The organism is Cerasicoccus arenae, assembly GCF_014651635.1.
In the GTDB taxonomy this organism is placed as follows: domain Bacteria; phylum Verrucomicrobiota; class Verrucomicrobiia; order Opitutales; family Cerasicoccaceae; genus Cerasicoccus; species Cerasicoccus arenae.
Genome location: NZ_BMXG01000010.1, coordinates 127,971 through 149,916 on the forward strand (window position 1 = coordinate 127,971; position 21,946 = coordinate 149,916).

At 50.7% G+C, this 21,946-nt stretch carries 15 protein-coding genes; 3 read left to right on the forward strand and 12 right to left on the reverse strand.

All coding sequences use genetic code 11. The features are described from left to right. Nucleotides 1–4: 4 nt before the first annotated feature. The 11 genes from IE065_RS09780 to IE065_RS09830 form a co-directional block, all read right to left on the reverse strand. Nucleotides 5–1,474, reverse strand: a complete 1,470-nt coding sequence (locus IE065_RS09780) for a sulfatase (protein WP_189514484.1) — start codon at nt 1,472–1,474, stop codon at nt 5–7. Between the two features lie 221 nt (nt 1,475–1,695). Continuing rightward, complete coding sequence (locus IE065_RS09785) at nt 1,696–2,136, reverse strand: sugar ABC transporter permease (RefSeq protein ID WP_200163368.1); 441 nt, start codon at nt 2,134–2,136, stop codon at nt 1,696–1,698. 262 nt (nt 2,137–2,398) lie between these two features. Next, complete coding sequence (locus tag IE065_RS09790; protein ID WP_189514488.1) at nt 2,399–4,234, reverse strand: ABC transporter substrate-binding protein; 1,836 nt, start codon at nt 4,232–4,234, stop codon at nt 2,399–2,401. After that, on the reverse strand, nt 4,231–5,148 hold the full coding sequence (locus IE065_RS09795) for a tetratricopeptide repeat protein (RefSeq protein WP_189514490.1): 918 nt from the start codon (nt 5,146–5,148) through the stop codon (nt 4,231–4,233). Before IE065_RS09795 ends, IE065_RS09790 begins: the two co-directional genes overlap by 4 nt. Nucleotides 5,149–5,762: 614 nt before the next feature. Beyond that, nucleotides 5,763–6,464 carry a hypothetical protein gene (locus tag IE065_RS09800; protein WP_189514492.1) on the reverse strand — a complete coding sequence of 234 codons (702 nt, stop codon included), beginning with the start codon at nt 6,462–6,464 and terminating at the stop codon, nt 5,763–5,765. Then, nucleotides 6,461–10,237, reverse strand: a complete 3,777-nt coding sequence (locus IE065_RS09805) for a hypothetical protein (protein WP_189514494.1) — start codon at nt 10,235–10,237, stop codon at nt 6,461–6,463. The genes IE065_RS09800 and IE065_RS09805 overlap by 4 nt, the downstream gene beginning before the upstream one ends. Before the next feature lie 311 nt (nt 10,238–10,548). Next, nucleotides 10,549–12,531: a hypothetical protein gene (locus tag IE065_RS09810; RefSeq protein WP_189514496.1), complete on the reverse strand. Its 1,983-nt coding sequence runs from the start codon at nt 12,529–12,531 to the stop codon at nt 10,549–10,551. After that, entirely contained in the window at nt 12,509–12,931 is a 423-nt protein-coding gene (locus IE065_RS09815; protein ID WP_189514498.1) for an ExbD/TolR family protein, read from the reverse strand. Before IE065_RS09815 ends, IE065_RS09810 begins: the two co-directional genes overlap by 23 nt. A gap of 4 nt (nt 12,932–12,935) precedes the next feature. Further along, on the reverse strand, nt 12,936–13,388 hold the full coding sequence (locus IE065_RS09820) for an ExbD/TolR family protein (protein ID WP_234043829.1): 453 nt from the start codon (nt 13,386–13,388) through the stop codon (nt 12,936–12,938). Between the two features lie 9 nt (nt 13,389–13,397). Continuing rightward, complete coding sequence (locus IE065_RS09825; RefSeq protein ID WP_189514502.1) at nt 13,398–14,141, reverse strand: MotA/TolQ/ExbB proton channel family protein; 744 nt, start codon at nt 14,139–14,141, stop codon at nt 13,398–13,400. A 30-nt stretch (nt 14,142–14,171) separates the two neighbouring features. Continuing rightward, the gene (locus IE065_RS09830) at nt 14,172–16,910 is read right to left on the reverse strand and encodes a hypothetical protein (RefSeq protein WP_189514504.1); all 2,739 of its coding nucleotides are present in this window, start codon (nt 16,908–16,910) and stop codon (nt 14,172–14,174) included. Between the two features lie 296 nt (nt 16,911–17,206). On the opposite strand from IE065_RS09830, the gene IE065_RS09835 reads away from it, so the two are divergent. From IE065_RS09835 to IE065_RS09845, 3 genes are all read left to right on the forward strand, one after another. Continuing rightward, nucleotides 17,207–18,088 carry a hypothetical protein gene (locus IE065_RS09835; RefSeq protein WP_189514506.1) on the forward strand — a complete coding sequence of 294 codons (882 nt, stop codon included), beginning with the start codon at nt 17,207–17,209 and terminating at the stop codon, nt 18,086–18,088. Between the two features lie 432 nt (nt 18,089–18,520). Next, the gene (locus tag IE065_RS09840; RefSeq protein ID WP_229792088.1) at nt 18,521–18,955 is read left to right on the forward strand and encodes a sulfatase-like hydrolase/transferase; all 435 of its coding nucleotides are present in this window, start codon (nt 18,521–18,523) and stop codon (nt 18,953–18,955) included. A 26-nt stretch (nt 18,956–18,981) separates the two neighbouring features. Further along, nucleotides 18,982–19,224 (forward strand): alkaline phosphatase family protein, encoded by a 243-nt coding sequence (locus tag IE065_RS09845; protein WP_189514508.1) that lies wholly within the window; start codon nt 18,982–18,984, stop codon nt 19,222–19,224. Between the two features lie 389 nt (nt 19,225–19,613). Here IE065_RS09845 and IE065_RS09850 read toward each other — a convergent pair whose 3' ends face one another. Continuing rightward, nucleotides 19,614–21,917 (reverse strand): glycoside hydrolase family protein, encoded by a 2,304-nt coding sequence (locus tag IE065_RS09850; protein ID WP_189514510.1) that lies wholly within the window; start codon nt 21,915–21,917, stop codon nt 19,614–19,616. Nucleotides 21,918–21,946 lie beyond the last annotated feature (29 nt).

Below are 21,946 nucleotides of genomic sequence, written 5' to 3' on the forward strand. Positions count from 1 at the left end.
CTATTTAATGCTTACTTGGATCTGTGTGCATGATCTCGAGCCTCTGATTTAGTTGGAGTTCGAGGCGGGAAATGTCGTTCGCAAAGACGTCTTCGTCGGCGTGGTTAATCATTTCGGAGGGATCCTCCTTTTCTAGGTAGAGTTCCTTCCCCGCTTCTCCATAGCACCAACTGGTGAATCGCCACTCGGGGGTGCGGATTGAGAAGTTCCTTGAGTCGCTATCTCCAACTGCGGAAATAGCGGCTTCCCGTCCTACCCACGCAGGGGCGTCAACGGCACGAGCAAAACTCTCGCCAGAGGTCCAGACTGGTTCAGGAAGCCCGACCAAATCAGAGAGGGTGCGGTATATATCGACTAGCTCCACCGTTGTGGATGACCGCTGTCCGTTACCCTTGGCCCTGGGGTCGTAAACCATAAGCGGTATGTGATTCGCCTGGTCGAAAAGGGTTTTCTTTTGCCAGTGTCCGTGTTCTCCAAGATGGAAGCCGTGGTCTGAGATGAAGACAACGATGGTATTGTCCGCAATTCCCAGATCGTCAATGGCTTGAAGGACTCGACCGACGTTAGCGTCGAGATATGAAACAGTTGCATAGTAGGCATGAATGACCTCCCGGGCGAGCGGATCTGGGATGTCTATTTGTCCCGGCATCCACGGCTTGTCCACCCGAATGCTCTCAACTGCGGGCCCGGGCAGATGTGTCAAGTAGTCCTCAGGTACCTTGGGTGGTTCAAAGTCCGATGAGTCGTAGAGGTCGAAATATTTTTTTGGGGCGACGAAGGGTGTGTGCGGCTTATAGAATCCTACGCCTAGAAAGAAGGGTGTCTCTTCGGCGATAAACTGTTCCATCAACTTAATCGATTCCGATGCCACTTTTCCGTCAGTGTGTTCCTCATCAGTTTTAACTGGGTCGGCAAACCAACTCAATTGGGCTCCAAGTCCGTCATTGTTTTTTATTTCCTCTCGTAAATGGGATATGCGAATGATGTCGTCTTCAATGGTCTTATCATAGCCGATGGGATCGATCGCAATATGCCAAGATTCCGGGTCGTCATGGTCGGCCCGCCCGATGCCATCAGGGTTATCGGCATGGTAGATTTTTCCTACTCGAGCCGCTACGTAGCCATGATTCATGAAATGCTGAGAAAGTGTAATGATATTCACATGGCGTTCGCGCAATTTATCGCGCAGTCCGATGAGCCCGGTGTCCTCAGCATAGCGTCCGCTCATCATACTGTTGCGCGAAGGACCACAAAGTGGGTAGTTTGCATAGGCTCGGTCGAAGATAACACCTTTTTGGGCGAGCCGATCCAAGTTTGGAGTCTGGATCCGATTATTACCATAGCAACCGATATTTATAAAAAGATCGTCGGCCACAATGAAGACTACATTGGGCTGCATATTTGCAGAGGCCAGAATGATAGAGGCGGCAAAAAGTGATAATATTGCACAGAGCGTAGGAAAGATCTTTTGCATGGTAAAAAGCTGGTACAGGCGCGGGTAGGTATTACGTAATAGCTTAAAGTTGGTTGGCAACAAAAAACGATCCAATTCATCGACCGCATAGTATTACTCCAATCATGCTAAGATTTTTCGGCAAGAGCCATTGGAGTAATCTCAAGCTTCATGCTAGCGGTAGCGCTAGGATTTTCCTTTTTTGATTCGGTGGTTGTTCTATTGGATACAGATTGCTAGGATTACTCGTCCGTAGGCCAATAATACAGCGAGAGTAGAGCCCGGTCTCCCCAACGTATTGAGGAGTGGTCTTTTCGGAGTCCTGCTACCATAATGAGCCCAACGAGCAGGATGAGCCCAGCGATGCTCCCGAACAGTGGATTTATCACTGTGTGTATCGTTGTTTCCAGTTTTGTGGCCAGAGTGGGCATCGCATAGTCAAGCCAGTTGAGGAATTGCATGCCGCCACTCGCATTGAGGAATCCATTTAATAGTCCGAATTCGGGATCGTAGAAACTCTTCCAAATTAACAGCCAAACCATCTGTGGCACGATCATCGGAACGACAAAGCAGACCTGAAAAATGTAGCGAATACGGTCATGGAAAAGCCGATGTAACGAGATAGCAGCAAAGATACCTGGCCATCGTTTAATTAGATTCGCAATGAGTAGGATGCCTACCAATTTGAATGATTCCCAGAATTGCGGATCAGCAAAGGCTTCAATGAAATTTTGGAAGCCGACATACTCCTGGACCGTCGGGGGTACCAGCGAAAAAGTGACATGACAAGCACATCGATCTTTGGGTAATAGCTGAATATTGCTAGCGAAAGAATCGTTGGCAGGCAAAGCGCATATAATTTGGCTTTAGGAAACCAGCGCTTAATTCTAGTGGGCTTCTTTGATTCAGTATTTCAATCTGAAAATTACTGCATCGGGGGCACAATTAATTGTTGTTAGTCGGGTAACTCTCATTGGGGTAAGTGTCTTTCCAGAGCCACTCCAGTTGCACGCCCTCGTCCTCATTCAGTGATTTGTATACCAGAGATTGCAGCTTGGTTTCCGACTTTTGGTCATCATTGAGGTATGCCCTGTATTCCAATGTAGATACCATCCTATCTAAGGCCCGCGATTGGTCTTTGATTGCCGTCAACTTGCTGATCCAATATCCTCTCATTCCACGTATCGGATCGTTCAGGATGGCTACCATACGGGATTTGAAATCTTCATATGTGATGTCGCCTGCCATCGCCAATAAAGATTGGCTGACCCATTCGCGTCGCATTGCCGCAGTGGCACCGCCAAAAGAAATGGACATGGATCTGGGGAAGCCTTCTGACTGTGGGATGAATGCCTTCATCTTCTCGATGGTTTCAGCGCCACCTGTAGCTGGTAGCCATCCGGAACGGCGATTCAGTTCCTCGTTGATGGGCTGAGAGGTGACAAACTGAAGAAAGTCAACTGCCCAATCAAAGTTTTTGGAGGTGTTGTTCACGCTCAATGCAACTCCTGACAGAAAGCTGGCTTCAGAGGTTTGATATGGAAGCAGTTTCGCCCAACGTTCACCCTCTGCTGGGATCGGTGCTCGTCGTATGATTGGCTCAAAGCGATCATCGGGGTCATCGCGATTTTGTGCACCCATAAATATACTGGCAGCGTCCCAACCACCAGACGATATCATAGCGGCCTTTCCCAAGATGAATCGTCGCATGGCTTGCTCACGATCTAGCCCTAGAAAACCTTCGGGGTAAAAACTGGTGAGTAGCTGTGTTAGATTTATATATTCCCGAATGGGCTCATCGTCAAAGGACCATCGTTCAGTTGACCAGCCGTAGGCAGTCTCAAAGCCGTCCACGCCGCTACCAATTGGCCCTTCAATGCCTTCACTGAAATTAGACAGAAAGATCGGCTCGTATGCGAAACAAAGATTATTCCCACCATAATTTCCTACTGATATAGGAACCAGGTAGGGGTCATTTATCGCCTTGCCGTATACTTTGACTGCACTGCAATAGAGGATGAATTGGCCGAGTGTTTCGGGCGGAATACGAGGAAGCGCTAGCCATTCACGCAAACGCTGGTTGTCGGGGAGGTAGCCTTTTACTTTATCACCGGATCGATCTATCCACAGCTTTGTTAACCAATCAGGCTGAGGGCTTTGTTGAATCTGTTCCTTAATGAATGCCTTAACCAATTTTAAAATATGATCGTTATAATAGATGCGCCCGTTGCCAAGCGTGCTTACTGGAATTCCGTAGTAACCATCCAAGATTTCATCATATCCGCCCCGCATACCGTCTACGGCCGTATCTTGCCAAGAAGAAGCGCTTAGATACTCGGCTAACGCAGGATCGAGACCATCAGCTAGAAACTTCTGGGCATTGTATGGATTTGGCTGGCTGATATACGAATCCATTGCGGAGTAGAAACGTGCCGTATTACCACTGGCAATTACTTGAGAATTACGAGCGGCGATGTCCGGTGCAGTTCCACTGATAAGATGCACATTCATGAACTGGTTGTAAATTCGCTGATTAATCGGAACTTGCTCAACGCGTATGCCTGCCTCTTGGACTTTTGGGAGCTTCATGTATTCGCTCATTGCCCAGTCTAATGCTTCACGGTATCCGGGTTCCAGTTGCCAGTGAGCAATTCGTATAACTTTGCTATCCGCGTCCTCGCCATCGCCTCCCGTTAATGAGATGCGCAAGAATCGGCCCGCACTAAGCAGATAAGCGAAAACTAGCAGCGAAATTGCGACATAGTTTAGGCGATTTTTCATTGCCCGACTCCTTCTAAGAACGCATTTCTCATTTCAGGAAGGGGCACGCTATCATCTGGATTCGCTTCATTATATCGGCGGATATTATTTAGTGCGAACCAGCCGTATTGGCTGCGTGGATACTCCTCGACTAACTTGGTGGAATACACGGTAGAAAGAAGGGCTTGATCTGATCGCTTGGCGAACTCTGCCATCCGCCAAATGTAAATATGCTCTTTTGTTTTGTTAGCGAAGCCTTCTTCCAGGGCGATTTGATAGTAATTCAAAGCGTTCTTGGGATCATTTAAGCGTTCGTAGTAAATGTCCCCAAGATACTGGGCTACGACGCTTCGCCAATTGGAATTGGGATAGCTTTCCAAATGGTTACCGAGTATGCTGATAGCTCGTGTTAGTCCTTCTTGGGTTAGCGTTTGAACGTAAGTTTGCGCCAGCCTAAGCGTCGCCTCAGATACAAGATCATTACTGGACTCAGAGGACAAAACTTCACGATACAGTGACTGGGCTTTGGGAAGATCTACTTCGTCAGTTCTGTAATCAGATACTTCGTAGATTCGACCTAGACTGATCTTTGCCAGCGCAATAATTTGAGCATCCGAAGCATGATCAATTACCTGTTGGAAAAAAGAGCTTGCCAGTTCAATGTTATGAGCCGATGGAGGGCTGCTGTGCCAAGCGGCAATGGCGGCAGCAAAGGTGATTCTATCCCAACTATCTGAACCTTTATCTAAATTGGGTTGAACTTTACTCAGCTTGTTTCCCGCTAGGTTGTAGTCGTAATATTTGAGAGCTTCCAACCCCTCATCGACCAATTTCTGATTTTCACTATGCTTACTGTGCTCACCTTGATCGCAGCCAACCAGTATGCCTAGATATGCGGCAGCCAAGAATGCCAAGCCTGTCTTTAAATGCTTCACGATAAATACAGAAATACGAGTTTGGTAAATTAGCCTGATTCAGGCAGAGGTTTATAAATGGGCCATTGAATATAAGGTAGGGGCGTGGTGAGCTTTTGGAGGAAATGGGGTTTGGGTTTTATTAGTCATGAATTTGAATCTTTTGGGGGAATATTACGTAATAGCAACTTAAAAAATCCCCCCTGTTTGTTGATAATTGGAATCTGAAGCTAAATTCCTTGGTATTCCCTCCTAGAATATCGCTCCTGGTCGAGCAGCTTTTGAAGATTAAAGCCCTGGAGATCGCCTTGGAAAAAACGTCTGAGCCTGGAGCGCCAGCGCAGCGTTGCCACCAAGGCGATTGCTGCGCTGCAGTGTTCCAGGAGACAAGTCTGTGGCTGGTTGGGCAACCTGCGTTTCCAGAATGGCTTTCACTTGGCTGGGGAGCACATTTTAGTAGCGATAGCTGTTGCCGGTAAAGAGCAAATCGATCCATCGGCTCGAACTAGAATAGCCCTGCGATAAGGAATACAGCATTCAATGCGGCAATTGCCTGATGCGCTAGAGTACGGTTTCGATAGCTTGGCCTTTTAAACATAAATGGATTGAGTGTGTGCCGTTTAATGGAGGCAGTCTCAATTACTTGACGAATTGACCAGATCAGGAATGAGGCGTATTTCAATGTTTCCTCGGGTTGGATCGTCACTTGGAAGGATGAAAACGAGGTAGCGGAAGTCTTCGGAGAAAGTCCAACTGGAGGCGTAAAGACGTTTGGCCTGGCCTTTTTCACTTTCAGCAAGTTGCACAGTGACTTCAAAATCTTTTGGATTCTTTACTTGTGCATAAGCGGTAGATTTGGGGGACAGCAAAAACCTTTGATCATCAATGACGCCACCAATCTGTTTTTCGGTAAAGTTGAAGATTCGGTAGCTACCAGCTGGAGAACTTTCTACGCTGTCATTCACTGCATTGACGCGATAATTTGGATCTTTCGCATCTGCTTTAGAGAAAATGAGCAGAGGATTTTCGGGAGCTTGAACTGCGTCAAAAGAGGCAATAGGGATTCGAACGCTTGGTGTATCGCCCTGTTTTACTTCCTTGTAGAAAGTGATCGGATTGGTTCCTTTGTAGTTTACCCAATCAGTTCTGGAATTTGAGTAAATATTTAAGCGAGTGCCGCCCTGAGCTTCCATGTAAACACCCGAGTTAAGCGGATAATTTAAGGCCAAGGCGCGAAAGCGCAGTTGGATGTCTGGACCGTCATATTGGGCGAGCAGGCTACTACTGGGGATCAGCAACAGCGTGAATAAAAGGTGAAAGAGTCTTAAGGATTTCATATCTCATCTTGGCTGAGCCAACGTGCGGATACGATGACAAATCGGCGTCCAAATTCCTGGTTAATAGGGTCGTTGAGTTGGGATATTTCAGTGTCGGCGCTGTCGTTGTCTGCATTCACAAACTCTGGTAACCGACGCACGACTGCCTCGAGCACTGCTTCCGCATCAATTTTTTTGGTAAGTGGATTTATAGTGCTGCCGTAAGAGCGGATGACGAAAGTATCGGAGCGGGCAGTAAGGTAGGGCACCAGTGGTGTCAGCACATCGGCTTGTGTCAAATACTGTGGTAGGCCTACACCACTGAAGGCGGTTACGTGCTCTTTCTGGAAGTACTTACCTGGATCCGTGTAGGCTTCTACATAGAGATTATCGTCGTTAATATCGAGCGAATCGATAGCCGCTTGGATTGTTCCGGCTTTGCCGTTTTCGGTGTCTTCAATTTTACGGTTCACGAAGTGGCTGATTGATAGGAAGGGGCCGCGCTCTTTGATTTCGTTCACGATTGCCTGGGCAAGATCGCGGCGTTGTGTTTCGCTGAGACCTTTGGGCCCACGCCAGGCCTGAGAGCTGAGGCCGTTGGGGAGCGTCGTCCGCGGAAAAATGGTTTCGTCTGCGTTTGAGGCATCGGCGTAGCCCGAGATCGGATCCAGATATTTGTAGTCAACACCCAGAGTCGAGGCCAGAAAAGCGTCCCAGGCGTCGACAGAAAGGCTGTTGACATTAAAGCCGCCGGCGACGCCGAAGTAGCGAGCCGTCTTTGAGAAACCATCGATGGCATTCAAGTTCTCAACGAGTTGGCTCGATGCGGTTCCGGCGCTATCTGCTAAAGCTTCAGGTGGTCCAATATAGCGGAAGCTTTCATTGCTTAAACTGATTTCCTTCCCTTGACTTGCGGCATCATCAATCAGGTTGACGAGGGTCGTTTCAAGGTCGGTCGTCTCGGGGACATCTCCGCTGAGATCCATCTCAGGAGTGAGTGTTGAGAAAAAATAATCATCGAAGAGTGCATCATTTGCCAGATAGGAGAGATCATACTGGGTATAGCGTGCACCATTTTCCCCGACGATTTCATCCAAGTCGAAGCTGCCACCAGCCCAGGCATTTGCAATTGCCTGCCCTGGCATGTATGCGGAATCAGCGATACGGGCATGCTGTAGTGATCCGAGGGAACGCATGGGGTAGGTGGGTATCTCAGAAACCACTACATGTGATTCTGATGCGGAGGAGTAGCCTTCGCCAAAAAAGCCTCTATCATCCAGAGACTGGATGTCGGTGTAGTTGCTTATCGGTCCCATTTGCATAGAAAACGTCGTCAAGAAACCACCATGGGAGAATTGACCATCCACATTGCCGGAGAACGGAGACATTGTGCCGATGAATTCGCTCGGGGAGGGGACTAGCTTCGGGTCGGGCATGACAGGGTTTTGGAAAGTGCCGATGTAGAGAAAGGGCATTTTCCGGTTGGGATAGGAGCCAATTATGTTGGGGCGTACACTGAGCGGAAAAGGGCCTGAGTCGCCATTCTCACCGTAAAGCAAGTAGTGGAGGGCTGCGTTCGATTTATCGTCTATCGGCCCATTAAGTGGAATGAATAAATTCTGTATGTAAGTATCTGTCTCGATTAGGCTGCCACCTGAGTTCAACGCACTTTCAGGCACATAAGCAGTCGTAGTGGTCATGGTTTGCCAGGTTTTCGAGCGGAGATCACCGTCATTAACCTTAGTGAAGTTTTGCCAGGGATAGAAATTCAACTCCATGAGCTCTGAACTGGAGGCTTTGATTTGGTGAATGATCCCATTGCTATAGGGCGCATTGGAGTCATTTCCGCGCCTACCCAGTAGAATGCCACCTTTTTTGTGCAAACCTGATGATAGCTTGATAGCTCGGGTCTTGAGGGAATTGCCTTCCTTGTTGACGAGGAGTAGCTCGTTGACTGGCGTCGGCTGATTGTTTGGGTCTGAAAAGTATCGGATTTCCCCGGGTTCTAATATGATGTTGCTCCCATCGCCGATGACCAGATTGACCTTTCCAAAGAAGCCGGGTTCCATGATATTCCGGAGGGCGGAAAATTCCGCGGTCATTTGAGGGATGCTTAGATTGGACTTTTCAAATGGTGGTAAATGTTGCTTGGCGCTGGTCAAGGATGTGGGTGCCAATGAAAAGAGGAATCCAAAGAGCCCGTCAGAAACAATCTTTATGCCGCCGTTAAATTCGACCGCGACATTGTAGGGATTCCAAAGGCATACGATTGGTTCGACAACTACACTTATCGCATTAGTGATTCCCCCGGTTAGTTCGAAGGCACCCCCTACCGGCGCTTCGCCTCCTGCGGTTAATGCTTGGCCCTCTTCTACGTAGCGCCATTCGGGCACATTCTGGTCTTCGTAGAGGGAAAAGACGTAAATGACTCGGTTAACAAGTGGCATCACCTCATGCTCTGTCAGACGCGTTACCGGTTCGATCTCATTCAGAGATTTTGTTTTGACTGATGTGTTAACGAAATTGTTTTGTGCGCCTTTGGGGTGATTGTGTATGTCTCCTCCCCAGTCCGCTTCCATTGTGTGGAAGTATCCTTTTTGCCCTCCTTTGGGCGAGAGGTCCAGCGCGTTGGGGCCGAATGGGCGCATTTTGATTTGTGGCACCGTGCTATTGTTTGTGACTTTCTTGTAGAGTCGGTAGAAGTCGCGAAGCTTGTGCCAAGTTGGACCACGAACGAATGCATTTGGCCCATGTTGCGGAACTGCTTCTGTATATAGGTAACTGACTTGGTCTTGGTTAACTGGATCGATGTAGTTTACGCCATCGGTTGGAGGAAGATTTTCCCAGTCACTGAATGCTGATTCGGTGCTTTCGCCGGTGTAGGGGGTGCGAGCAAAATCGGCATCACTCAGCTCAAATAATAGGCTCAGGTCTTTTTTGAGCCCACCTTGGCGAGTGTTGGTTTGCAGAGTCAAAGAGTTAAAGGTTACATCGTGGTAATGCTGCTTCACCGCTTGTCCCCAAGGGCTGGTTCCGCCGCTAGTGTTGGGGTCTGATAGCATCAATTCCTCTGCACTGTAAGTGCGTGAAATTTTCTTGGCTAAGGCCGTGTCGGTGTCGACATCCAGGGTCTCCATCCCGGTAATCGCCTTGGCATTATTGCGGGTCGGGCTGCTAAGCTCGAAGCGTGTTTCCATAATCGGGGAGGTCCCTGGAAAGGCAGATTCACCCCGCTCTGCCCGGTTGGTTCGCTGTATATTTGCTTTCCGGCCCTCATCGGCGATCCAATAGGCGTATTCGCCGCTAATGCCGACAGGAACTTTTGGAACGGCAACAAAGTCTTCATACGTATTCTCGTCCACAGTTCCCTTGCCAACTAGCAATGCATGAGTGTCCGGTGTTTTGAGAGTCCCGTCGGCATTTAGCGGATTACTAAAGCTCGGAAGATTGTTTGCATCGCTACTTTGATCGAAGCCGGAAACCAGCCAACCGATATTCTCACCGTAGGTCGGATTGTCCGAGCCGTCGGCGTTGAATTGCTTCGCGTCCCAAACGCCTGTCCATTGACTGATTGTAGCGCTCTCCGGCAGTGTCTCATTCTTGTCCATGATCAGTGGCGAGGCGCTGATGCGTTGGTCGGGTCCCATCGCTGACTGTAGTTTTCCCATTGCGACCTCAACCCCCAATAACGCATTTTGACGGGCAAGCAGTAAATGCTTTTGGGATGTGGTGGCGGAGAGCTCGACGCGAACCAGAGCCGCCAGGCTCAGGCCTAAAAGAATTAAAAATGACATCAAGGCCAGGGAGATAATCAAAGCGAAGCCATTCCTTTCTTTGGCTGATTCAAAGAATTTCATCCGCAATGAAGTCCTGATGCTGTTTAGGGGGGGCATATGAAGGGGATAGGTTTCTGGGGTGGACCGATGGTCTCGACGAACCCTGCCGAGCGCATCTGTTAGAATCGGCGCGTGAGATAGAACTGCTCTAACAATGTCCGACTATTACGTAAAAGCAAGTTCTTAAATTGAAACTTATGGCAGTGAGAATCTCATCAGCCGGGATTCCGAAGTCGCGAAATGCCTGACTGTATATTGGACTGATTTGCTCAGTAGGCCTTGTTTATCTCTGGGGGGCAGATCAGAAAAGATAGTTCGCAGCGCTGTGGTCCGTTTTCTAGGCGGACGAGGATACTATTGTAGCCCTGCTTGAAATAAACCTTATTGAAGTGTTCTCCAAGTGCCCAGCGGCTCTGGCCGCTATCTTGCCAGACGGGAAAGCCGTTGATCCAGACCTTTGCGGAATCGTCCGATCCGATTGCAATTAACATATCTCGTGCTTCCTCGAAGTAAATATCTGTATGAAGATAATAGGTCGCATTGGAGACCTCGTCGGGAACCATTGTGCGGATGGAGTCCGACTGGATAAAATTCCATCGGAGGGTGCGCGGCTCGTTCAAGGTATAACCGCGAATGATGCCCTGTTCGGAATCCTGCCGGGCGTGTTGCGGGGTATAGACCTTGCCTGTGTAGGCACCATCAAAGTTTATCTCACTTTCAGGTGGGAGGGGGATATCGAAGCTCCGTAAATCCCCATCGTTGTCCCATGGGCCAATCACATACCAGGTATCCAGATAGAGCCAGCCCTGTCGTGAGCTAGAGGCCGAAAAACGGCGACCTGGAAGTGCATTCGCGGTAATATTGATTCCGTCCAAATTGACTACTTGTTTGCTGTCTGGGGAGAAGTCGTTGGCGCTCTCCGGCGATCCTTCAATATTGCGGTATTCCTGCCCTTCAGGTCCGCTGGAATCTGAACCGGATTGACTCATCGCCATCCGCATCAGGGCGGAAACATCTTGGACCTCACCGGGTTGAGACTCGCTACTTGCCTTGTGTAAACGGTTTTGCAGTGCCTGGTTGAGAGAGGTGGACGGGGACATCGTTGCGGAGTCGCGGGATTGGTTACTGTTCAGCTGCTGCGCCATTTGATTGGCTCGCTGGTTGAGCTGGGAAACCTGCCGGGCTGCCTCATTGACCGCTTCTTTGCGCTGGTCGAGTTCGCCCAATGTTGTTGGTGTATCTGGCGCTCGAAGTGCGGGTATGTCGCTCATTTGCGATTCACTGGGAATGAGTTTCGTGCGTGCGGACTCGATGTCCGTGCCTTGGCGCATAGCGAGTTCGGCAGCCCGCGACCCATCGATGCTTTCGTTTATCAGTTGTTCGAGTTGTTGGGCTGCGTCATGCAGTTCAGCGATGGATTTATTATCCGTCTGTTCGAGCGTTTCGGCGATGGGCTCGGGGAGTGTCGCCTGGGCGTTTTCATTGGTCTTTGCGTTCTGTTCGGCGGTGATTTGATCGGGTGCATCGATCAGTTCGTTTGCCTTGTTCAAGGAATCTCTGGCAGCCCAGAGAATTTGACGGCGTCTGGCGTCGAAGGCCTTGTTTTGTGGCAGTTCGACGGCACTTGTCTTTTCGACCAGTGATTTGGCTGCGTCCATAACCTCGTCGAGCGTATCCTTATTGTAGCCCTCATCTAATTGCTCCAGTAATTCTTCGAATTTTTTTCGGTCTTTTTGTAGCGATTCGGCAAAGCCCTCGGGCACTTGTTTGCCGAGGTCTTTATCCGCCTCGAGCCATTCGAGGTCGTCAATTTTTTCAAGAGTGCGCTCCATGTCGCGGCGAAGCGGTTCCAGTTGCTTGTTGAGTCGTTCTGCGAGACTGCGATTTTCCACGTGCTCGAGTTTTTGCAGCCGCTCTGCTTCTAATTTTTCATAGACCTCTCTAACATTTTGCAATTGTCGGGTTATTTCCTGGCGCTCTTTTTTTTCAATCTCCTCAGTGAGTTCGCGAGCATGTGCTTCGCTCAGTTGTCGTTCAGCTCGCTCCTTTTTCTGCTGCTCGCGGATTGCCTCTGCGCGCTCACGGACCTCTTGGGTGCGGGTCTCCGCCTCTTCCCGGCTAAATTCAAGCTGATTGTAGCGCAAAGAGGGAATCAGGTAGATCATTGCCAATCCACCAAATACCATAAGAGTAGCCGTGAGCCAGCACCACTTTCGGATCCGGCTCAGGCTATTTGCGGTTATATTTTTCATCGTAAGTGCGTATGACGACGTTCTGAAGTCCGCGGAACTGACAGATATCCATAACCTGGACGACGGAATTGAAGGGCGCTTGGGCGTCTGCATCCAGACGTATCTGTCGATCGGGTTCACTGGCCGACAAGTCGCGAAGCTCTTGGTGAAGTAGGTTGACCGAGGCGGGGCGTCCTTCGTAAAAGAACTCACCTGTTTGCGAAATGCCTACCACTACTGCTTTGTCATCGGCAGGCTTTTTGATTGCTGAAATCGACTCAGGTGGGGTGATCTCGATGTCTTTGTCCTCCTTCTTCATCATAGTCGCGACAAGGAAGAAAATCAGCAACAGAAAGACCGCATCGATCATCGGTGCCATGCTGACTTCGATTTTGTTGTTATTTGCCTGGCTTAAGCGCATTGTTCTAAAAAGTCTCTGGCAGGGTTCTTACAGATACATTGTGAAAACCCTGGAGCTGTGCTATATCTAGGACATCGATCACCTTTTGGGTGGGGGTATCCCGTGCAACGGAAATTTCGAGTGGATGTGTCGATCTATTTTTGGCATCCAGCGACTGAAGGAATATCGCGAAATCTTCAACCGGGGTATATTCGTAATCGAAAGAATTTCTCGGGCCAATACGCCGATTGCTTGTCATGACCTGGCCCTCGCGGTCAATGGCAAGCTTCACTGTGGTGTCTGAGGCTTGCTGCGAGAGGGCGGAGGTTTGATCGGGCAGTTCGACGGGGATGAGCATTTCAAAGCGCTTGAACATACCGGTCACAAGAAAAAATATGATAAGCAAAAAGACGCAGTCGATTAAGGGGGTGATGGGCACCTCCTCAACCTCATCTTCACTTTTATATCGGAGCCGCATTTCAGAGCTTTAGCTGACGGCTGCTTCTGTGGCTTCCTGCTCAGGCGTTTCTGCCAAAGGCGATGGAGCGGACTCCTCTGGTTGAGCCTCCGGCCTATCGGTTCCCAAGAACCAACTGAGGTAAAGGGCTTCCATGTTCGCCTCCAAGCTCTTGGATATTTTTTGTAGTTTGCGCTTGAAAGTGTGGTGGAGGAAAAGCGCTGGCAGGGCGATGATCAGACCGACCGCTGTTGTGATGAGCGCTTTAGCAATGGAGCCAGCCAACATGGAGGCTCCTCCCTCGTCACCATAGAGCGCAACCAACTGGAATGATTCAATCATGCCGATCATGGTACCGAGCAGACCCAGGAGCGGAGCAGCTGCAGCAATCAGCGAAAGCGAAGCCAGTTTTTCGTATTCAGTTTCGATTTCGCGCTGGGCGATATCCTGCATGTTATCGGAGATATTTGGTGAGGAGGTGCCGTGGTGAAGGGCGAAAGCGATCACGCGAGCCAAGGTGTGGTTCTCCTTCTGGCAGCGGGACTCCATTGTTGAATAGTCTTCGTTCGAGGCGAGCCTCAGCATGGTCTGCGTAAATCCGACTGGCGAGAAGCGCTTGAGCCGAAGTGCGTACATGCGCTCCAAGCTAATAGCAATCAGCGCAATTACCAAGAGGCCTTGAACAATAACAACGATGCCTCCTTGCTGGAGTTGTTCGAACCAATCCACCTGTACGGTTTCAGGGCCGACGATTTGTGCGATAAAAGTGAGCATAATGAATATTTTGTAACTTACACAATAAGGTTAATCTTCGAATATGAGCATGCCCCAGGATTCCCAGCCCTTACCGGGTCCTGCGGGCCACGTCGCCACCGTTTTCGGACTAAGCGCTCTTGAGATTTTAGCGTTAATGGTCATGCGCCAAATTTCGTTGGCCTCGGGGGAGGCCTCCAAGACCTCGTCGGGGATGAATATTTCGAGAGTCATCATCCCGCCTTCGTAAATGACGGCATTCTTGGTTCGTATGTCGTCTTTCAGGTGATTCCTGGAACCGTCTGGCATCTGCTTGTTCCACTCCCCGGCGAATAGCCGCCAAGGCTGGTTCTTTCCGTCCTGGGTTGGCACGAAGTATAGCAGATGCGGGCGCACGGCTCCTGGCTCAGTCTTCACATCGGCGGCGTTGAGGTTCATTTCGAGCCCTGTCCATTCCCAGAAATCCTCAGGCTTCGCCGGTGGCTTGAGGCCCATCCCGACCGGAATTTGTGCGGCGACATAAAGTCCTTCGGACGACCATGCGAGCCGCATCTTGGGGTCGAAGCCGGTTTCCAGCCCTTTCAATAAAAGTGAGTGTCGGGTTAGGATGCCATTGTCTTTGGGCCAGTCGTCCAGACTTCCGTCTATCTGGATATTTCCGGCTTTGGGCACTTGCAATATGCGAGGGCGAATCCATGTCACCTGGGTCCCGCCATTGCTTAACTTTGAAGTGAGTTGTATTGGACCTTGGTCCTCTGAGGTGGCGGTGAATTCGAGCGTTTTGGTTTGATCACTTTCAAGTTCCAGGCTGTCCGGTGTCATGGTGCCAAGCTCTTCAGGTGTGGAGAAAGTGGCTTCGACGGCTTTCGGAATCAGTAAAGTCGCCTCGATGGACGAAGGCTTCCCTGGTGTGTAAGGCATCGTCCGTATACTCACAGCAGGGCGCACGACCAAGCGTAGGGTGAAACGCTTTTCCCAACCCTTATCTGAAGCCACTGCCTGAATGGAGTAGATCGCGGCGGGCAGAGTCGGATTGGCGCTTAAGTCGCATACCCAAGTGTTATCTTCGTAGGTCCATTCACCCACCTGAACTCCTGATGGAAGGTCGGCAAAACGAAGTTTGATATCCCCACCGGCACGGACTTCAACAGTGGCATCATCACCTTGATAGATGTTAATTGTGCTCGTGCTGAGCAACTGAACCTGGCGCTGAGATTCCCATTCATCGGGGAGGGCGGAGAGGTAGAAATAGGCGGGGTCGTCGCTTAGGCGACGGTCGCGGAGTGGATTCCCGTAGAGGTCGAAAGACTCTTTGGCGTTTTCCAATTCGGAGGGCAGGGGGAACTCGGTTCCTACTGCCCAAGCGGCAACCAGCCACCCACCTTCTGGGCGCTCGAACAGGAGACACCAGCGTTCATGACCGATGTCAACTGAGCCAGCATACCGAGCACGGGCAATGAATTTCGAGATGCCAGCCATGGCCGCACCAACTGGAAGCGCCACCGTGGGTTTGGTCTCCATATCGATCAATCCTGTCCCGCTAAAGCGTCCCTGGCCGCCAAGGTTGCGGTCCCAGAACCAAAATACCTTGTCGGTTCCTGCCCAGGCAGCGAGCAGGTAAATGCGGTGGAGGTAAGCCGCCTGGTATCGATAGCCTACCTCTGGCCCGCCTTCCGCCGACCAAGCTATTTCCGACAGCCATGTCTCTTTACCGTGGTCTTTGGCGAGTTGATTCATCTCCCGCATGATATCAAGAAACGAGACGGTCTGCGGCCGGTCTTCGGCCCCGGTGTTGATATCCCGCTCTGCAATCTCGGGAGCAACGGTGCCCGTATAATAGTGGTAGTTGACAACGGAATAATAATCTCCGACCTGTTCTAGTAGGTAGCGCGCCCGGACGGGGTGGATGCCCGCCTCGCCGTCCAGGACGACCTTCGCGCCGTTTCCTGCGTCTTGGAGGCCTGCGTACGCCATGCGAATGTATTTCACGTAGCTTTCGAGGTATTTCTGATAGTCTTCTGTCGTCTCGTCCCGGTGTTGAAGGTTGGATTCATTGTCCAACTCCCAATAGAGGATGTCGGGAAAGCCCTTGCTCAGCCGTTCGTAAGATTCTTGAATAACATCGCCCCAGGGGATGAAAAAACGATTATCCTTCGTCCGGAAGGCTCGCTGCATCACTGGGAGCACTTCGATACCTGCCGCTTGAATTGCCTCGAGTTTCTTGCCGAAGTCTGTGTGATTGGCGGCTTTGGGGATATGTTTTCCCTGGCGCAGCCAGCCCCAGCTATAATCGCGAGCCCAGTGTACGCCGAAGGCCTTCAATGTCTGCCAGTGAGCCCCGTCGTGGGTGTTAATACCGATAGGTGACGCGATTCGCTCGGCCTTCGTTAGCTCGGGCAGGGGCACCGGCTTGACTAACCACAATCGTTGGGTGGCGATGGGCTGCTTTGTCTCGGACTCGAAGACCTCCACCCGATACTCCGTCGCGCCATAGTATTCAACTGGCACTACTGCCTTGTGAGTCCAGACCTGCTTCAGGTCGGCAGGCAAAGTCGCACCCTTCGTTTCAATGCCGTAGCGATCGGTGAAATACTGGCGCACCTCGTAGGCGCCGTCTTTGGAATCCCCCTGCTGCAACTTAATGGTCACCTCACTCGAAGCTCCATCCATGATGACGGCGTCCGGAGCTTCCGGTAGTAGGGACAGTTCCACTCCCGGCAGGGAGCTAGAACTGAATGAGAACAAGGTGCTAACAATAAGCAACAACATTGGACGGGGTATGATTGTCATGGTGCTGAATTAAAGTATTACGTATGCGTAAAGCCAAGGATAAACTTTCCGAAATTGGTTCCACGGGTGAACCCTTTATAGTCTATTTTCAGTGGTACATCGGAAAAGGTACTTTCAATTGGTGCTCAACAAATCGATGTGAAGGTGTTTTTGTCGTCTCAGAATTCACTGTGGAATATATGCTTTTATCTTGATTTTACGTAATACCATAAGTTAGTCTTCCAGTACAATCCCAATAAATTGCCGTAAAAACGGTGATCCCCAAATCGATAATCAAACCTAACCCACCCATATCCATGCATATGAAATTACTCCCATCATCCCCGCGCCTCCAAACCCGAACCTTTGGCCTTGTTGCATGTCTGCTTGGCATTGCATCGGTCAGCCATGCGGCGACCATTTTCGAGCAAAACTTCAACTCCAGCAACACGGTCAGTGATTACGTTCTCCCCGGCGGCACCGCATCGGGCAGCCTTTTCACGGATATTTCCGGTCCTGCCGGCATGACTCAGTCCATCACTAATGGGGCGCTGTTGCTCTCCAATGTAAGCGGCTCAGGAAACGACTCGCAGGGCTTTCGCTACACCGGTGGCTTCACGGGCGGCACGCCCAGCTTCCTGATGGTAGAGTATGACTTTGATTTGACGACATCATCCAATTCTACCGGGCAAACTAATTTTGTTTTTGGTAATAATGACGAGGTCAGCCGTCCATATGGTCAAGGTAGTATTTCTACCACGAATAGTTTCGGTTATGTAGCCGTTAAGGGTGGCAACACGGCGGGTACCATACAGATATCCGTCAACACGACTTCTGGTTTCCAAATTCCAGCTTTCACACCCGAAGGTACGTTAACCTTTCGTCTGTATTTGAACGATACAGGAGGTAATGTGAATTATGTCGGCCCAAATGGCGGTAACTACACCTCGAACAGCGAAACCATTTCCGTCTGGTATGAGGACGGAGGCACTTGGAATGATTATAATCTTAACGTGGCGGCCAACTCGGGAGATCTCTATGGATTCCGCTTCATTCATAAGAACACAGCCGAAAGCGTAGCAATTGACAACATTGCGATTTACGACTCTACAGTGATACCAGAGCCTTCCCAAGTCGCTCTTGCAATGGGGAGTTTCCTGCTGGTTGGCGCGATGATCTACCGCCGCCGCAAGGCTTAATTCCGGTTGCTTCGGCCTCGCTAAAGAATCGTAGAGGCCTACTTCTTTTACGCGACCGGCGGGTGAAACCTGCCGGTTGTTTTTTTTGATTTCATCATGTAATATTTTGCATGAAACGCTTCGCATTGAACTGACTGAATATATGAGCTACTCACCCGTTCAATATCCTCTACCTACATTCGCACGATACCGGGCGGTCCATTTAGCCACATGGAAGCCCGGTACGGACGCCGCATTTGCAAGCTCTGGCGGAGAGCGGATGCCTCTTCCGACAGGCCTACTGCACCGCACTGCCTGCTCGCCGAGTCGTGCGGGTCTGCTGTCAGGTGAGACTTCCCACCAGGCTGGGATGGTGGCACTGGCACATCGGGGCGGCCGGCTCGTTCACCCCGTCATCTCGCGAGTTTCCTGGCCGGACATGGTTATGAAACCGTGCTGGCGGGCTTCGAGCATGTCGGCCTTCCCGAGATTTGTGGCTACACGAAAGTTTCAGATGTCGATCGCAACACCGGGCAGGATATCGTTGATTACGCGACGGATTTCCTACGCACGGTTGAAGGGGAAAAGCCCTTTTTCCTCGATGTCGGCTTTATGGAGACACATCGTACCGAGTGGGTCTCACATGGCTTCAATCAGGAGCGATATTCACCGCACGACGGCGATGGTAGCCCCAATTATGTCTGCCCGCCGCCTAGTTTACCCGACGCTCCGGAAGCTCGCCGTGATTGGTTTTATTTTCAACACGCCGTGGAGCGTCTCGACGGATATTACGGTCAGGTAATCGCCTCCCTCACTGCCTCAGGCCTTGTGGAGAACACACTCGTTCTTGCCACGACCGACCAATGGCATCGCTTTTCCGCTTCATGAGTGCAGTCTGACGTCGCTCGGAACTGGTGTGTATTTTAATCCTCCGTTTGCCTGGTGGCCTCAATGCCGGGCTTGCTAGGGTCTCCCATCTGGATTTCTATCCAACGGTATGCGATCTGCTGAAACTTGAGGCCCCCGAATGGCTGCAGGGTAATTCCCTGCTTCCTCTAATGCTCGGGGAAGTCGACAGCGTTCGAGACGCGGTTTTCTCAGAAGTGACCTTTCATGCGGCTTTCGAACTGAAGCGCTCAGTCCGCACGCAGGATTGAAACTACATCCGTAATTTCGCCGTGCCTCATCCCACTATTTTGCCTAACTGCGACGACGACCACAGCAAACGTTTTTTACTGACAAAAGGATGGGGGGGCGGATCACACCAGCCGAAGAACTGTATAACCTGAATTTCGATCCTCATGAACAGGCCAATCTAGCGGGCGACCCTGCTTATGGCAAAATACTTGAAGAACTACGGGCACGCCTTCTGACATGGATGTGAAATACCAGCGATCCACTGCTCAATCCCGATCCGACGTCGCTTCCTTTGTCACTGACCATCAATACCTGGGACCAACAGCAACTTGGAGGAGGCGAAACAGCATTCATTTGGGACAGTGGCGATTGAGCACGCACCGAGCATTCGGTTTAGTGGAAAGCGTCGCTAGTTTTTGATTTCGATGATTGAGATCCACGCGACATCGACGTCGTGGTCGAACTGTATGGTGAGTGGAGTGCCTCGGGAGGTGACGCGCCCTTCGAAGTTTGGCTTGGCACCCTGGGGAGCGCTCAAAGTAAGTTTGAGCGGGCCACCTGCGCCTCCGTCGACGATTGCATTGATGTCGGATGTGCCAGAGCGGGCGTATCCGCATATCTCATAGTCGCCGGGTTCGACGTCGATTTTAAATTCAGTATTCCGCTTGAAGCGTGTGATGTCGCGGGTCAAAGGTGCTAGGCGGTCGTAGTCTCGGTCTCCGTCTGAGGCAGCCGAGGTAGTGAAGCCGTAGCCCATTTGCGATGAGTATCGGTCGCCTTTAGTCACGGTGGTAAAGGGGCGCATCAGGCCGTGGCCTTGGAGCAGGCCGCCGTATTCATGCGTGCCGAAGTCAAAGAGATACATTTTCAAGGTTTTTGATTCTTCAAGTGAACGTATCGCCTGGTTCTTCATCTCAAGTGCTTTGTCTTTCAGGGCAAATACCTCGCTGATGTCACCGATATCAGAAATATAAACTGGGAAGTCGCCTAACGCCCACTCACCGTTGAGTTCTGCCCGACGTTTATTCCCAAAGGCATCCGTGATTGTTACGGTTCCAAGGTTAAGATTGACGCTATCTCCGCCTTCGACTGCCCAGGCCGTTAGCATTGGGCCGTTTCTTGTTTTCCATAGGATAAGGCGGATATTTTTATTGGGGTGGGGCAATACCAGGCAGTCACGCGTACCGACACCATCGAGTTCCCGGATCAGCGTTGCCATAGTCAGCCAGGAAGGACGGATGTTCTCGTCGTTGTCGATCAACCCGGCACCAGCATGCTGTGAGGGCGTTGAGCCCTTCTCGCGGTACCAGAAAATGCGGTCTACGCCGTTGGCAAAGGCGAGCAAATATACACGGGGTAATTTAGCGCAGTGCATGCGCAGGGTGCTGCCAATTTTACCTCCGACATCGTACCCTGTTTCGGTGATCCAAATTTCGGCTTCGGGCTTGAATTGGTTGCGCCAGGCATCGAGGTCGATCAGGTTTTCCTCGAAGGTGCGGGCACCATCGACAGCGACGCCGGTGCGATTTGCGTTGGGATCCAAAGTGGCGGTCTCAGGCAGGGATTTACCACTATAGTAGTGGACGTTGATTATATCGGTGAAATCGAGTGGGTGTTTCCCGTCGGGATAAGTATAGGTGCGGAGCTGGTCGACTAGCTCCGGTGCCAGACCGGCGTAGCTGGAGTGTGAGATCAGTACATCTGGGTCAGCAGCTTTGCCGGCTTCTGCTGCAGGGCGAAACATTTCAAAATACTGTTCCATGCTGCCGACCCAGAAACCCCAATTGGGGTTGGTCAAGTTTACCTCGTTCCACAGTTCCAGCATCGCTAGTTGATCTAGACCAGATTTCTTATTCTTGGATTTAAGAGCTGAGTTTGGATGATTTACATCGCCATACCGTGCGATGGTCTGAAAGACAGCGTCGGCGTAGTAGGCATTGTCGGTGGGGGGATAAACCAGTTTGCGCGGCTTTTTAATATCTTCGGGCGCGGAGGAGGCCCACCAGGGAGTCTGGAAAAAGTAGCCTGCCATCTTGAAGCCGGCCGCCTTGTAAGCTGCCAAGATTTCGTCCATTTTAACATTCCAGGGAGCGACGCTGCCATCGAAGGCATACTCGTCTTTGCTTGGGTTAACAAATGCCCACTTGAGGTTTTCGAAGCGAATCCATCCGACCCCTAGCCGACGCAGATTGTCTATGTATTTCGGGTTCGATGAATTCATGCCAAAGCGTGAATCCTCTGGTAATTCTGGCAATGACTCATGCATTACGATTTGATGGTCATAAAGCAATTGAGTTGCACCACCGAGATTCACGCTGAGTGCGACGAAATAGTATCCGACTGGAATGCCTTGCTCGGTGCTTATCTCAAAGGTCTTCTTGCCATTAGCAGGCACCTCAATTTTCATGGAGGCACTGTCAGCTTCGGGGCCAATCTCAGGGAGGGAAAGCTCGCCCAAGGAGGGCGCTGGAGCGCTTTCTTCGGAGAACTCCGAGTCGACCTGAACCGAGAGCGATATTGTGCCGGAGAGGCTACGGTTGCTTTGATTGTGGACGGTGACTTCGCGTATTATCGGTTGGCCGGGATCCGTTGTGTTCACACCGTTTTGCGTCGCAGCGAAAGGGATGCCAACGGAGCCGGGCATGGTGTCGGCTTGTAGCAGGGAAACGCTGATAATTAGGGAGAGGGCAGTGACGAGAAGTTTTGAGGCCATATATGAGAAGTTCTCCTAAGCCTTTAGGC

Excerpts from the sequence above, each read along its gene's own strand:
- IE065_RS09780 (WP_189514484.1), bottom strand. The coding sequence starts at position 1,474 with ATGCAAAAGATCTTTCCTACGCTCTGTGCAATATTATCACTTTTTGCC.
- IE065_RS09790 (WP_189514488.1), bottom strand. The coding sequence starts at position 4,234 with ATGAAAAATCGCCTAAACTATGTCGCAATTTCGCTGCTAGTTTTCGCT.
- IE065_RS09800 (WP_189514492.1), bottom strand. The coding sequence starts at position 6,464 with ATGAAATCCTTAAGACTCTTTCACCTTTTATTCACGCTGTTGCTGATC.
- IE065_RS09805 (WP_189514494.1), bottom strand. The coding sequence starts at position 10,237 with ATGTCATTTTTAATTCTTTTAGGCCTGAGCCTGGCGGCTCTGGTTCGC.
- IE065_RS09810 (WP_189514496.1), bottom strand. The coding sequence starts at position 12,531 with ATGAAAAATATAACCGCAAATAGCCTGAGCCGGATCCGAAAGTGGTGC.
- IE065_RS09815 (WP_189514498.1), bottom strand. The coding sequence starts at position 12,931 with ATGCGCTTAAGCCAGGCAAATAACAACAAAATCGAAGTCAGCATGGCA.
- IE065_RS09820 (WP_234043829.1), bottom strand. The coding sequence starts at position 13,388 with ATGCGGCTCCGATATAAAAGTGAAGATGAGGTTGAGGAGGTGCCCATC.
- IE065_RS09825 (WP_189514502.1), bottom strand. The coding sequence starts at position 14,141 with ATGCTCACTTTTATCGCACAAATCGTCGGCCCTGAAACCGTACAGGTG.
- IE065_RS09830 (WP_189514504.1), bottom strand. The coding sequence starts at position 16,910 with ATGACAATCATACCCCGTCCAATGTTGTTGCTTATTGTTAGCACCTTG.
- IE065_RS09835 (WP_189514506.1), top strand. The coding sequence starts at position 17,207 with ATGCATATGAAATTACTCCCATCATCCCCGCGCCTCCAAACCCGAACC.
- IE065_RS09850 (WP_189514510.1), bottom strand. The coding sequence starts at position 21,917 with ATGGCCTCAAAACTTCTCGTCACTGCCCTCTCCCTAATTATCAGCGTT.